This window comes from Isoptericola cucumis (genome assembly GCF_014635665.1).
Lineage (GTDB): Bacteria > Actinomycetota > Actinomycetes > Actinomycetales > Cellulomonadaceae > Isoptericola > Isoptericola cucumis.
In genome coordinates, this window is the sequence record NZ_BMDG01000019.1 from 1 (window position 1) to 13,071 (window position 13,071).

A 13,071-nucleotide genomic window follows, 5' to 3' on the forward strand; every position below is an offset into this window, starting at 1 on the left:
TGGCAGGACGTCGCCGCCCGCCTCGAGCGCGCCCGCACCCAGACCGCGGGCCTGATCGTCCCCGCCTGAGGCCTGCTGGCCGTCCTCCGGCCGTGGAGCGCCTCTGCGGGCGCTCCACGGAGTGGCGAGGGCCGGTCTCGTGCACGGTCACCGTGCACAAAGACGAGGGCCCCGCACGCGAACGTCGCGTGCGGGGCCCTCGTCGTCGGCCCGGTCAGCCGGCGGGTGCGAACTCCGAGTACGGGACCGTGTCCTTCTCGGCCGGGACCGTGATCTCGACCGGCTCGCCCCACTTGCTGAACGTGGTGTCCATGGTCAGCTCCTGGCCGGACACGTCCATGACGATGTCGGTCTCGAGCGGGAGCCCGTCGGGGGTCACCTTGTAGGTGACGGTCATCTCGCCGACCTGCTCCGCCATGGACTTGTCGAGGCCGGCGGCCCCGTCCACCTTCGAGGGGTCCACCGTCATCGTGTAGACGTCCGTCTCGACGCCGTCGACCTCTTCCACCCCGGCATGCTCGAAGGACGTCACGGCGTCCGCCATGGCCTCCGCCTGGGCGGCCGCGTCCATGCCCTCCATCGAATCCAGCGTGCCCGCGAGGTTCGGGTCGTCCGCGAGCTCCTCGAGGGTCGCCGTGAGGAACTTCCCGTCGGTCATCGCCCCCATGCCGATGTACAGGGTGCCGTCGACCATCCGCAGGTCCATGTCCAGGCCCATGGCGTTCATCGTCATCTGCATCTCGACGTCCTCCGGAGAGGCCGAGTCCCCCATGACGATGTCGCCGCTGGTACCCGACTCCGTCAGGCCGGACGCCTTGGCGAGCTCGCCGCCGTAGGCCATCTCGAAGTGCGCGGAGGAGGCCCCGACCTGGGCGTCCTTCATCTGCGCCGCCAGGTCCGTCAGGCTGGCCGGCTGCGCCGCCATCTCGCTGCTCGTGGACCCGCCGTCGGCGCCGGTCGCGGGCGCCTCGCCTTCGCTCCCGCAGGCCGCAAGGCTGCCCACCAGGGCCCCGGCAGCCACCAGGACCGTGAACTTCTTCGTGACGCGCACTCGTGCTCCTCGTCGATACGTTGTCGGACCGCCCATCACATCACGTGCGAGCGAGTCACCCGGGCGGCCCAGCAGGCACCCGAGACCTTCATGACCAGTATGTGTCGCCGCCTGCCCGCGTCGCGAGCGGGGACGCCAAGACGCCTGTGCCTCCGCACCCGGGCGGGAGCGGAGGCACAGGCGATGCGTGGGACCGCGTCAGTGGGCGTGCTGCCCGCGGCTGAACTCGAAGACCCAGCCGACCAGGGCGATGACCCCGAGGGCGAAGCCGATGTACAGCACCCACCAGCCCACGGCCAGACCGAGGAAGCCGACGGCGGCGGCGGCACCGATGGCCAGCGGCCACCAGCTCCACGGGGCGTAGACGCCCTGGTCGCCGGCGCCCTGCTCGATCTCGCCGTCCTCGTCGTCCTCCGGACGGGCGTCGATGCGTCGCGCGGTGAGCGCCAGGTAGGCGCCGACCATCGCCATCAGCGCACCGACCAGCGGCAGCCCGAGGTAGCCCACGGGCTCCTCGAAGTCCGACATGAAGCCGTAGATCACGCCGACCACGACGAAGAAGGGCGCGAGGTACAGGAAGAGCTTGGTCTCGATCTTCACTTGCGGTCCTCTCCCTCGTCCGGGCGCTCGTCGTCGATCACGGTCGTGGTCGTGCTGTCCTGGCCCGGCTCCGGGTGGTGGCTGTCACGCCGCTCCTCCACCAGCGTCTGGTGACCGTGCCGGTTCGGGTCGCCGTACACCTCGTCGAGGCCGCCGTGGCCCGGCGCCTGCTCCATCGCCGCGACCTCGGGGTGGTGCAGGTCGAAGGCCGGCGACTCGGAGCGGATGCGCGGCAGCGAGGTGAAGTTGTGCCGCGGGGGCGGGCAGGAGGTCGCCCACTCGAGCGACCGGCCGTAGCCCCACGGGTCGTCCACGGTCACCTTCGGCGCGTTGCGCCAGGTGCTGTAGACGTTCCACAGGAAGGGCAGCGTCGACGCGGCGAGGATGAACGCGCCGATCGTCGACACCTGGTTCTCCCAGGTGAAGCCCTCCTCGGGCATGTAGTCCGCGTAACGGCGCGGCATGCCCTCGACGCCCAGCCAGTGCTGGATGAGGAACGTCATGTGGAAGCCGATGAAGAGCAGCCAGAAGTGGACCTTGCCGAGGCGCTCGTCGAGCATGCGCCCGGTGAACTTGGGCCACCAGAAGTAGAAGCCGGCGAACATCGCGAAGACCACGGTGCCGAAGACCACGTAGTGGAAGTGCGCCACCACGAAGTACGAGTCGGAGAGGTGGAAGTCGAGGGCCGGGCTCGACAGGATGATGCCGGTCAGACCACCGAAGAGGAACGTCACGAGGAACCCGATCGACCACAGCATCGGCGTCTCGAACGTGAGCTTGCCGCGCCAGAGCGTGCCGATCCAGTTGAAGAACTTCACGCCGGTCGGGACCGCGATGAGCATCGTCATGAAGGCGAAGAACGGCAGCAGCACCGCGCCCGTCACGTACATGTGGTGCGCCCACACGGTGACCGAGAGCGCCGCGATGGCGATCGTCGCGTAGATGAGGCCCTTGTAGCCGAAGATCGGCTTGCGGGCGAAGACCGGGAAGATCTCCGACACGATGCCGAAGAACGGCAGCGCGATGATGTACACCTCGGGGTGCCCGAAGAACCAGAACAGGTGCTGCCACAGGATGGCGCCGCCGTTCTCCGGGTTGAAGACCTGTGCGCCCAGGCGCCGGTCGGCACCCAGCGCGAACAGGGCCGACGCCAGCGGCGGGAACGCCATCAGCACGAGCAGGCTCGTCACGAGGGTGTTCCACGTGAAGATGGGCATCCGGAACATGGTCATGCCGGGCGCACGCATCGTGATGATGGTGGTGATGAAGTTGACTGCACCGAGGATCGTGCCGAAGCCCGCCAGCGCGAGCCCGAACACCCAGAGGTCTCCCCCGAGCCCCGGACTGAATGTCGTGTTCGACAGGGGCGCGTAGGCGAACCATCCGAACGAGGCGGCGCCCTGCGGCGTCACGAAACCGGCCGCGGCGATGATGCCGCCGAAGAAGAACAGCCAGTAGGCGAACATGTTGAGCCGCGGGAACGCGACGTCCGGCGCACCGATCTGCAGCGGCATGATCACGTTCGCGAAGCCCGCGAACAGCGGCGTCGCGAACAGCAGCAGCATGATCGTGCCGTGCATCGTGAAGAGCTGGTTGTACTGCTCCTTGCTCTGCACCAGCTGGATGCCCGGCGAGAAGAGCTCGGCCCGGATGAGCAGGGCGAGGATGCCGCCGATCGCGAACCACGCGAACGACGTGATGAGGTACATGTACCCGATCGTCTTGTGATCCGTGGAGGTGACCCACTTGATCACGGTGCGACCGAGCGTCTGACGCTTGGGAGCGAGGCCGGGGATGACCTCGGTCCCGCCTGCGGTCTCGGCGACGGTGGCCATCAGCCGTCGACCTCCTCGGTGGACTCGGACCCGGCAGAGGACGGGTGCTGCTGACGGTTGAGGTCGAGACCGAGCTCGCCGGTCTGCCCCGCGTCACGGAGGTCGTCCATGTGAGCGTCGTACTCGGCCCGGTCGACGACCTTGACGTTGAAGAGCATGCCGGAGTGGAACTCGCCGCAGAGCTCGGCGCACTTGCCGGCATAGGTGCCCTCACGGGTGGGGGTCACCTGGAATGTGTTGGTACGGCCCGGGATCATGTCGAGCTTGTACAGGAACGCCGGGATCCAGAACGAGTGGATGACGTCGCGCGAGTCGAGCGTGAACTCGACCGACTCGTCGACCGGCAGGTACAGCGTCGGAACCTCCTGGGAGGTGCCGGGCGTGGAGTCCAGCTCGTCCTCGGCGGTCTGGCCGCCGACGTCGAGCAGGTGCTGCCCGGTGTCGTAGACCCCGTCGTCGAGGTAGTTGAAGTCCCAGCTCCACTGCTTGCCGATGACCTGGATGCTGACGTCGGGCTCACCGCTCGTGTCGGTGACCGCGGTCATGTCCCGGTCGGTGTAGAAGAACAGCACGAGGACCATGACGATCGGCACCGCCGTGTACATGATCTCGAGCGGCATGTGGTACCGGGTCTGGACCGGGAGCTGGTGGTCGTCACGGCGCTTGCGATAGGCGGCGACGCACCACAGCATCAGGCCCCACGTGATCACGCCGACGATGAGCGCCGCGATCCAGGAGCCGACCCAGAGGTTGGTCAGCCGCTCGGTCTGGTTGGTCACCTCCCCGTCGCTGTAGCCGGGCAGGTATCCGCGCTTGACGGAGTCGCTGGCACAGCCGGAGGCCAGCACTGCGACCGCGCCGGCGATCGCCGTCGCGCGCAGGATGACCCGCGGGGTGCGGGTGGGGCTCTTCGAGTGCAAGGGAGGCCTTTCACGTCACGTCCTGTACCGAACGCCACAGACCACCTGGTCACCGGGCACGCGGACAGGACCTTCGTCCTCGATGGGAAGCAGCCTAGCGCGCCCGGCGCGACTTCGACGCCGCAAAGCCCCCGTCCCGGCGTGACGATTTCCGCACGTGACGTCCACATCCACCCCCTTACGCACACACCTCGTGACGGTGTCAGATCGTTGCCCGCGAATGTCAGATCGTCCGGGGCCCCGGGCGGCCCGCCCGGGGCCCGCCCGCCGCTCCCTCGAACCGTCTCCCCGTCGGCGGACGACCCGCCCCGACCGCGGAACTCCGCACCAGGACGCCGTCGGGTCGCCAGCAGGTGGCACGATCGGACCTGACGACGGCCGACGCCCGCCCCTCCCCCGGGCCCCGCGCCGGCCACCTGGCACCGCACCCGACCCTCCGGAGACCCGTGTGACGCACAACACCGACCCCGCCGCCGGGCTGCCGGCTCCCGAGGCCGGGCAGGACGCCTCGATCACGTCGGAGGGGTCGACGTCGGAGCGCGCGCACCTCGACAACGGGGGCCGGGCGCCCTGGCACCCGCTCGCGCGCCAGGCGTTCCTCCAGGCGATCGACGACGGCTGGGCCGACCCGCGGCGCCTCCACTCAGAGGGCCGGCGCGCGGCGCGGCTGCTCGACGGGGCGCGGGAGGCCGTGGCCGCCGAGATCGGCGCCCGGACCGAGGAGGTGCGGTTCACCGCCACCCACACCACCGCCCTGCACCACGCGGTCCTCGGCTCCGCCGCCGCGCGGGCGCGCGTGGGCGCCGACGTCGTCGTCGGCGGCACGGAGCGGGCAGCCGTCCTGCACGCGGCCGCCGGCGCCGCGGCGGCACGTGGCGGCACACGCCGGGTCGTCCCCGTGGACCGCGCGGGGCGCGTGGACCTCGACGAGCTCCGCAGCGCGGTGGGCGCCCCGGGCGTCGCCCTGGCGGCGCTCCAGCACGCCAACGGCGAGGTGGGGACCCGCCAGCCGGTCGTCGAGGCGCACGAGGCCGCTCGCGCGGCGGGCGTGCCGCTCCTCGTGGACGCCGGGGCGTCGCTCGGCCACGACGTCGTGCCCGGCGCGTGGGACCTGCTGGCGGCCGACCCGGCGGACTGGGGCTCCCCCGCCGGGGTGGGCGTGCTGGCCGCACGCCAGCGGGTGCGCCTGGCGGCGACCGGGCCCGAGGAGGCCGACCCCTGGGCGCCCGGCGGCGTCAGCGTGCCCGCGGCCTTCGCGGCCGCGGTGGCGCTGCAGGCGGTGGCGGCGGACCGGTCGGCCGAGGACGCCCGCCGGCGTGCGCTCACGGACCGCGTCCGCGCCGAGGTGGCCCGCATCCCCGACGTCGAGGTCGTGGGCGACCCCGACGACCGCCTCCCCCACGTCGTGACGTTCTCGTTCCTCTACGTGGACGGCGAGGCCCTGGTGACCGAGCTCGACCGCGCCGGGGTCGCGGTGGGGTCCGGCTCGGCGTGCACGGCGAGCACGCTCGAGCCGTCGCACGTGCTCGCCGCGATGGGGGTGCTGACGCACGGCAACGTGCGGATCGCGCTCGACCGGTCGACGACCGAGGGCCACGTCGACCGGCTCCTTGCCGTCCTGCCCGGCGCCGTGGCGCGGGTGCGCGACCTGCTCGGGGTGACCGGGCTGTGACCGCCCCGGAGGGCGCCCCCGTCGTCGTCGACGCCCGCGGGCTGCGCTGCCCGCTGCCGGTGATCCGCCTCGCCGCGCGGGCCAAGGAGCTGCCCGCCGGCACCGTCGTCACCCTCCTGGCGACCGACCCCGCGGCACGTCACGACGTCCCCGCGTGGGCCCGCCTGCGCGGGCACACGAGCACGGGCGAGGAGCGCGTAGAGAACCCGGCCGCGCCCACCCGCACGGACGGCACCGACGACACCGACGAGACGGCCGGCCCGGACCCGTACTGGTCGCTGACCGTGCGCCTGGGCGACGGCTGAGCCGACGGGCCGCGGGACCGGGCCGACCGTGCGCACGACCGCGCAGACGACGACGGCCCGGCCGCCGGGAGGGGCGACCGGGCCGTGCCGGAAAGGGGTGCCGGACGGTCCGTCCGACGCGGCGTCAGCCGAAGGAGCCGCCGCAGGCGCAGGAGCTGCCGGCGTTCGGGTTGTCGATGGTGAAGCCCTGCTTCTCGATCGTGTCCGCGAAGTCGATCTTCGCGCCCTCGAGGTACGGCACGCTCATGCGGTCCACGACGACCTCGACGCCGTCGAAGTCGCGCAGCGCGTCGCCGTCGAGGAGCCGCTCGTCGAAGTACAGCTGGTAGATGAGGCCGGAACAGCCGCCGGGCTGCACGGCCACGCGCAGACGGAGGTCGTCGCGGCCCTCCTGCTCGAGGAGGCTGCGGACCTTGCCGGCAGCGACGTCGGAAAGGTCCACGCCGTGGGTGGCGATCTCGGTGGTGTCGGTCATGCTTCCTCCAACAAGCGGGGCCGGGCGGGCTGTTCCCGATCCTACGCGCGAATTCTCCCGACGCGAGGACACGGCCCCCGGGCGGGCCTCGGGGCGGTCGCCGGGAGGCTCATGCCCAGCTCGGGGCCCACGTCCGCGCCACCCGCACGACGGCGGTCGAGTCGTCCCCGAGCTCGTGCACCCCGCTGACCCCCGCCCCGGACCACTCCCGCCGGGTGACGGCCACGCGCCCGGCGAGGACCACGACCGGCACCGCGAGCTCGGCGGCCGCGCCCGCGACGGCGGCCACGACGCCGCCGTGCAGCCCGTCGCCGTCGAGCACCGGGACGGCCGCCACGGCGAGGTCGGCGTCCGCGACCTGCTCGCGCAGCCGGGCCGTCGCCGCCGAGACCTGCTCGGCCACCCGCGTCAGCCCGAGCGCCGTCACCGGCACGAAGACGCCGGGCGCGCTCGCGCCCCGGGACCCACCGGGTCCCCGCGGGCCCTCGTCGCCGGCGCGGGGCGCGGCGGGCAGCACGAGCGAGGTCACCGCGCACCGGGGCGCGCCGTCGCGCCACGCGGCCGCGAGCGCCGCCGCCCTCTCGTGGGCGGAGGGCCGGGAGCGGACGTCGGCGTCGTCCTCGACGCACAGCAGCACGTGCATGCGGCGATCGTGGCACAGGAACGGCGTCCGCCGCCCGGGCCGCCGGTCCCGCCCGTCCGGCTCTGTGGAAACATGTGACGGGTGAGCACGCTGCTGAACGAACCGACGAGCGCCACCGCCACGTCGACGGGTTTGTCGACGGGTTTCGTGGAACCTGCACCGTCCGCGCTCCTGCTGCTCGGGCAGGGCCGCGACCTGGCCTCCGAGCGGGGGGTCGAGTGCACGGGCGCCCTGCCGTCGCCGTCCGACCCCGACCTCGTGGAGCGGGCGCGGGCCGCGCGCGCCGCCCTGGGCGACCGCGCCTTCGTCCTGGGCCACCACTACCAGCGCGACGAGGTCATCGACTTCGCCGACGTCACCGGCGACTCCTTCAAGCTCGCGCGCGAGGCCGCGGCCCGCCCGGACGCGGAGTTCGTGCTCTTCTGCGGCGTGCACTTCATGGCCGAGAGCGCGGACATCCTCACCTCGGACGCGCAGCAGGTCGTGCTGCCCGACCTCGCCGCCGGCTGCTCGATGGCCGACATGGCCGAGATCGGCCAGGTCGAGGAGGCCTGGGCGGTGCTCGAGGACGTCGGCATCGCCCCCGACACCGTCCCCGTGACCTACATGAACTCCTCGGCGGCGATCAAGGCGTTCACGGGACGCCGCGGGGGCACGGTCTGCACCTCCTCGAACGCGCAGGTGGCGCTGCGCTGGGCCTTCGAGCGCGTCGGTGGCGTCGAGGGCACCGGCAAGGTGCTCTTCATGCCGGACCAGCACCTGGGCCGCAACACCGCGGTGCGCCAGCTCGGCCTGAGCCTCGACGACTGCGTCGTCTACGACCCGCGCAAGCCGCAGGGCGGGCTGACCAGCCAGCAGCTGCGCGACGCCCGCATGATCCTGTGGCGCGGGCACTGCTCCGTGCACGGCCGGTTCTCGGAGCGCAACGTCTCCGACGTCCGCGCGAAGGTCCCGGGGGTCGAGGTGCTCGTGCACCCCGAGTGCAAGCACGAGGTCGTGACGGCCGCCGACCACGTGGGCTCCACGGAGTTCATCATCAAGGCGCTGGACGCCGCCGAGCCGGGCAGCTCCTGGGCGATCGGCACGGAGCTCAACCTGGTGCGCCGGCTGGCCAAGGCACACCCCGACAAGCAGGTGCACTACCTCGACTCGACGGTGTGCTTCTGCTCCACGATGAACCGGATCGACCTGCCGCACCTCGTGTGGGCGATGGAGTCGCTGGCCGACGGGCGCGTCGTGAACCGCGTCGTCGTCGACGACGACGACGCCCACTGGGCGCGGGTCGCGCTCGACCAGATGCTCGCCCTGCCGGGGATCTGACCCGGCGCGGCGGGCGCTCGGCCACGCCGAGCAGGAGGGCAGCACGATGAGCACGGACGGCGGCCTGCACGTCGGCATCCTCGTCTTCGACGAGGCGGAGGAGCTCGACGTCGTCGGGCCGTTCGAGGTGCTCGCGGAGTGGGCGGAGCACTCCAGCGCCTCCTCGGGGCTCAAGCCGCACGTGAGCACGTTCTCCGCGGACGGCGACGGCGTGCGGCTGGCGAAGGGGATGCGGCTGCTGCCGGCCCGGTCGGCGGACGACGTCGGCCCGCTGCACGTGCTCGTCTACCCGGGCGGCTGGGGCACCCGGACGATGGTCGCCGACGCCGCGCACCTCGAGTGGTTGCGGCAGGTGCGCGTCCAGACCCCGATCCTCGCCAGCGTGTGCACGGGGGCGCTCGTGCTGGCGGCGGCCGGACTCCTGTCCGGCCGGCCGGCGACCACGCACCGCGCCAGCTACGACGAGCTCGCGGCGATCGACCCGAGCGTCGTCATCGACACCGAGGCGCGGTTCGTCGACGACGGCGACGTGGTCACCGCCGCCGGGGTGTCGGCGGGCATCGACATGGCGCTGCACCTCGTCGCTCGGCTGGAGTCCCCCGAGGTGGCCCGCGCCGTGCGGGCGGCGATCCAGTACGACCCCGCTCCCCCGGTCTGACCCGGTCCCGGCGGGTCAGGTGGGGCCAGCTGGATCCGCGCGTCCCTGCGCGCGGAAGATATCTAGTACCGACGGTCTCCGATATAGCCTGCTCGGGTGACTCGAATGATCCAGCTCACCTGGACGTCCCTGCGGCACCGCAAGCCCGTCCCCGGCATGGGCGTGCTCGACCCGTCCGTGACGCGCATGCGCGTGCACCCCGGCGACCTCGACATGCTCATGCACGTCAACAACGGCGCGTACCTGCAGATGATGGACGTCGCACGGTTCAACTTCGTCGCCGACCTCGACGGCTTCGCCAAGATCGGCGAACGCAAGTGGTACCCGGTCGTGGCGGCGTCGACGATGACGTACAAGCGTTCTCTGAAGCTCGGCGACAGGTTCGAGATCACCACCCGGCTGCTCGGCTGGGACAAGCGGGTCATCTACCTCGAGCAGGTGTTCACCCACCGAGGGCAGGTCTGCGCCACGGGGTACGTGGCGGGCCGGTTCCTCGGGCCGGGGAACGCTCGCGTGCCGGCTCCCGACGTCATCGCCCTCATGGGGCCGGACGCCCCCGCCGAGAGCCCCGCGCTCCCCGACGACGTCGCCGCGTGGGCACGGGCGCTGGACGTCGCGCACCGCGACCGCACCGACGTCTGACGACGCCTCGGCCGGCCGCCTCGGCGGGCCGGGGACGTCAGGCGTCGCGGAGCGTGCCGGCCGCCTCGGCGAGCGACGCCTCGAGCACGGACCGCTCGTCGGCGGTCGTCGTGCCGTCGGCCAGCCCCTCGAGCTCCGAGAACCGCTCCCGCGCGTCGTCCGGGTCGCCCGACCGCACGGCCAGCTCGACCAGGTAGGCGAGCGCCGGCGCGAGCTCCGCGACCGGCGGCGTCGCGCCGGCACGGGCCCGGCGCACGGCGCCCGCGAGGACCTTGCGCGCCTGCGGCACGTCGCCCTTGGAGTCGGCGACGACGACGGCGTTCTCGGTGGCCCGGGCCAGCGGCCCGCCGCCGCCCGACGTCCACGTCATGGTCCCGCCCTCGCCCGCGGTGATCGGCGTGGCCTCGTCCGGCGCGCGGGAGACGCGCACCCAGTTCCCCGCCGGGTCGACCACGCTGAAGCCGCTGAGCCCCGCGTTGTTGGCGCGCGTGCGCGGGCGCGTCACCCGCGGGACGCCCGAGGTCGGCAGGCGGCCGTGCAGGGCGCGCAGGCCCGCGGCGAACGCGGCGTAGAGCGGCTCGGTGTCCGGCACGACGAGCACGCAGGTGGAGTGGCTCGCCTCCGGGTCCCAGGCCGGCATCCCGTAGTACTGCAGCGCGATCCCGCCCCGGGCGAACGAGACGACCGGGTAGGGACGGACCTGGCGGTACGTGAGCTCCAGGCCGAGCGCCGTCCAGAACGAGGCCATCTCGTCGACGTCACCGCACGGCAGCAGCGGGATCATGCGGGTCCGCGCGGCCACGTCGTCGAACGCACCGCCGAACACGTCGCCCGTCGCTTCGCCCGTCGCGGCCGTCGCGGACCCGCCCGTCACGCCGGGGCCCCGGACAGCCCGGCCACCTGGCGCAGCAGCAGCGCCTCGGCGAGCACGACCTTGCGCAGCTCCCCGAGGTGCACCGACTCGTTCGCGCCGTGCGCGCGGGAGTCGGGGTCCTCGACGCCCGTGACGAGGATGGCCGCGGCGGGGAAGACCTCCAGCAGGTCGGCGATGAACGGGATGGAGCCGCCCACGCCGATGTCCACCGGCTCGGTGCCCCACGCCGTCGCGAACGCCGCCCGCGCCGCGCGCATCGCCGCCGAGTCCTCGACCGCGTGGAACGCCTTGCCCTGCTCCCCCGGCTTCCAGGTCACCCGCGCGCCGAAGGGTGCGTGCGCCTCGAGGTGGGCGCGCAGCGCGTCCTCCGCCGCCGCCGGGTCCTGGCCGGGCGGGACCCGCAGCGACAGCTTCGCGGCGGCGCGGGGCGCGATGGTGTTCGAGGCGTGCGCGATGCTCGTGGCGTCGATCCCGATGACGGACAGCGCCGGCTTCGTCCACAGCCGGCCCGCGATCGTGCCCTCGCCGGCGAGGCGGACGCCGTCGAGCAGGCCGGAGTCGGCACGGAAGGCCGCCTCGTCGTAGTCCACCTCGGGCTCGGCGCCGACGACGAGGCCGTCCACGGCGACGTTCCCGGCGTCGTCGTGCAGCGTCGCGACCAGGCGGGCCAGCTGGGTGTTGGCGTCCAGCACCGGGCCGCCGAACATGCCCGAGTGCACCGCGTGGCCGAGCACCTCGACCTCGACCACCCCGTCGACGAGGCCGCGCAGCGACGTCGTCAGCGCCGGCACCCCCACCTTCCAGTTGGTGGAGTCGGCGACGACGATGACGTCCGCCTCGAGGGCGTCGCGGTGGTCGGTGAGGAACTGGAGGAAGCTCGGCGAGCCCGACTCCTCCTCCCCCTCGACGAAGACCGTCACCCCGACGGCCAGGTCCTCGCCCAGCGCCGCGAGGGCGCGCAGCGCCCCCACGTGCGCCATGACGCCCGCCTTGTCGTCGGCGGCCCCGCGCCCGAAGAGACGCTCCCCCACCTGGACGGGCTCGAACGGGTCCGTGGCCCACGTCGCGGCGTCGCCCGGCGGCTGCACGTCGTGGTGGGCGTACAGCAGCACGGTCGGCGCGCCCTGCGGGGCCAGGCGGCGCGCGACGACGGCCGGCGCTCCCGGCGAGCCGTCCGGGCGGGCCGAGCGCAGGATCTGCACGTCCGGGAGGCCGGCGTCGCGCAGCAGCGCGGCGACCACGTCGGCGCTGGCGGCGACGTGCGCCTGGTCGAACGCGGCGGCGGAGACGCTGGGGATCCGGACCAGCGACTCGAGGTCGGACTGGAGGGCCGGGAACAGGGCGTCGACGTGGGCTCGCAGGGCCGACGCGGCTGCCGCGTCGTCGGCCACGCCTGGGGCGGGAGAGGTCGTGTCGGTCACGGTCTCACGCTACCCGCGGGCTCGACTACCCTGGTGCCGTGTTCTCCCGCAACAAGTCCGGCGCGCCGTCGTCCACCCCCGAGACCCCCGACCCGGTCGACGCCGCGGCGGAGGTCGAGAAGGCCGGTGCCCCCGATCGCAAGGGCCGGCCCACGCCGAAGCGCAACGTCGCGCAGGCCGCCAACAAGCGACCGCTCGTGCCGAACGACCGCAAGGCCGCCACGAAGGCCGCGCGGGAGAAGGCGCGCGAGCAGCGCAACCTCGAGTACAAGGCGATGCAGACCGGCGACGAGCGCCACCTGCCGCCCCGCGACAAGGGTCCGCTCAAGCGGTACGTGCGCGACTACGTGGACGCGCGCTGGAACCTCGGCGAGTTCTTCCTGCCGATCGCGTTCGGGTTCATCGTCCTGAACCTGCTGTTCATGTCGAACGCGACCATGTCCGTGATCGTGCTCCTGGCGCTGTACGGGATCGTGCTCCTGACCATCGTCGACGCCGTCCTGCTCTGGCGAGGGCTCAAGAAGCGGCTGCGCGCCAAGTTCGGCGACGTGCCCAAGGGCACGATGATGTACGCCGTGATGCGCGCGTTCCAGATCCGCCGCTCGCGCCTGCCGAAGCCGTCGTCGAAGAAGCACGGCGTCTGGCCCGAGTGAGG

General features: G+C 72.9%; 14 protein-coding genes. 6 read left to right on the forward strand and 8 right to left on the reverse strand.

Features of this window, described 5'->3' with window-relative positions; genetic code table 11:
* Nucleotides 1-214 precede the first annotated feature (214 nt).
* The 4 genes from IEW03_RS19850 to ctaC all read right to left on the reverse strand — a co-directional run bounded on the left by IEW03_RS19850 (nucleotide 215) and on the right by ctaC (nucleotide 4,406).
* Complete coding sequence (locus IEW03_RS19850) at nucleotides 215-1,051, reverse strand: SCO4651 family lipoprotein (RefSeq protein WP_188525456.1); 837 nt, start codon at nucleotides 1,049-1,051, stop codon at nucleotides 215-217.
* A 198-nt stretch (nucleotides 1,052-1,249) separates the two neighbouring features.
* Complete coding sequence (locus tag IEW03_RS19855) at nucleotides 1,250-1,651, reverse strand: cytochrome c oxidase subunit 4 (protein WP_188525457.1); 402 nt, start codon at nucleotides 1,649-1,651, stop codon at nucleotides 1,250-1,252.
* Nucleotides 1,648-3,486, reverse strand: a complete 1,839-nt coding sequence (ctaD, locus tag IEW03_RS19860) for an aa3-type cytochrome oxidase subunit I (protein ID WP_188525458.1) — start codon at nucleotides 3,484-3,486, stop codon at nucleotides 1,648-1,650. Before ctaD ends, IEW03_RS19855 begins: the two co-directional genes overlap by 4 nt.
* Nucleotides 3,486-4,406, reverse strand: a complete 921-nt coding sequence (ctaC, locus tag IEW03_RS19865) for an aa3-type cytochrome oxidase subunit II (protein WP_188525459.1) — start codon at nucleotides 4,404-4,406, stop codon at nucleotides 3,486-3,488. Before ctaC ends, ctaD begins: the two co-directional genes overlap by 1 nt.
* Before the next feature lie 511 nt (nucleotides 4,407-4,917).
* Here ctaC and IEW03_RS19870 point away from each other — a divergent pair.
* Nucleotides 4,918-6,078: a cysteine desulfurase family protein gene (locus tag IEW03_RS19870; RefSeq protein WP_188525502.1), complete on the forward strand. Its 1,161-nt coding sequence runs from the start codon at nucleotides 4,918-4,920 to the stop codon at nucleotides 6,076-6,078.
* Nucleotides 6,075-6,383, forward strand: coding sequence for a sulfurtransferase TusA family protein (locus IEW03_RS19875; protein ID WP_188525460.1), 309 nt, complete (start codon nucleotides 6,075-6,077; stop codon nucleotides 6,381-6,383). The genes IEW03_RS19870 and IEW03_RS19875 overlap by 4 nt, the downstream gene beginning before the upstream one ends.
* A 124-nt stretch (nucleotides 6,384-6,507) precedes the next feature.
* Here IEW03_RS19875 and IEW03_RS19880 read toward each other — a convergent pair whose 3' ends face one another.
* Nucleotides 6,508-6,858, reverse strand: coding sequence for a HesB/IscA family protein (locus IEW03_RS19880; protein WP_188525461.1), 351 nt, complete (start codon nucleotides 6,856-6,858; stop codon nucleotides 6,508-6,510).
* A 109-nt stretch (nucleotides 6,859-6,967) separates the two neighbouring features.
* Nucleotides 6,968-7,501 carry a glycerate kinase gene (locus IEW03_RS19885; protein ID WP_188525462.1) on the reverse strand — a complete coding sequence of 178 codons (534 nt, stop codon included), beginning with the start codon at nucleotides 7,499-7,501 and terminating at the stop codon, nucleotides 6,968-6,970.
* Nucleotides 7,502-7,633: 132 nt separating this feature from the next.
* Here IEW03_RS19885 and nadA point away from each other — a divergent pair, with 132 nt between their 5' ends.
* From nadA to IEW03_RS19900, 3 genes are all read left to right on the forward strand, one after another.
* A complete protein-coding gene (gene nadA / locus IEW03_RS19890) occupies nucleotides 7,634-8,821 on the forward strand; it encodes a quinolinate synthase NadA (RefSeq protein WP_188525503.1) in 1,188 nt (395 codons plus the stop codon).
* A gap of 46 nt (nucleotides 8,822-8,867) precedes the next feature.
* Nucleotides 8,868-9,479: a DJ-1/PfpI family protein gene (locus IEW03_RS19895; protein WP_188525463.1), complete on the forward strand. Its 612-nt coding sequence runs from the start codon at nucleotides 8,868-8,870 to the stop codon at nucleotides 9,477-9,479.
* A gap of 105 nt (nucleotides 9,480-9,584) precedes the next feature.
* Nucleotides 9,585-10,121, forward strand: coding sequence for an acyl-CoA thioesterase (locus IEW03_RS19900; protein ID WP_188525504.1), 537 nt, complete (start codon nucleotides 9,585-9,587; stop codon nucleotides 10,119-10,121).
* Between the two features lie 37 nt (nucleotides 10,122-10,158).
* Here the strand turns inward: IEW03_RS19900 and IEW03_RS19905 are convergent, their stop codons facing one another.
* Nucleotides 10,159-10,995: a DUF8817 family protein gene (locus tag IEW03_RS19905; protein WP_229738462.1), complete on the reverse strand. Its 837-nt coding sequence runs from the start codon at nucleotides 10,993-10,995 to the stop codon at nucleotides 10,159-10,161.
* Nucleotides 10,992-12,416 carry a dipeptidase gene (locus IEW03_RS19910; RefSeq protein ID WP_371870647.1) on the reverse strand — a complete coding sequence of 475 codons (1,425 nt, stop codon included), beginning with the start codon at nucleotides 12,414-12,416 and terminating at the stop codon, nucleotides 10,992-10,994. Before IEW03_RS19910 ends, IEW03_RS19905 begins: the two co-directional genes overlap by 4 nt.
* Nucleotides 12,417-12,454: 38 nt before the next feature.
* Between IEW03_RS19910 and IEW03_RS19915 the strand changes: the two genes are divergently transcribed.
* Nucleotides 12,455-13,069: a DUF3043 domain-containing protein gene (locus tag IEW03_RS19915; RefSeq protein WP_188525464.1), complete on the forward strand. Its 615-nt coding sequence runs from the start codon at nucleotides 12,455-12,457 to the stop codon at nucleotides 13,067-13,069.
* The last annotated feature ends 2 nt before the right edge of the window (nucleotides 13,070-13,071 follow it).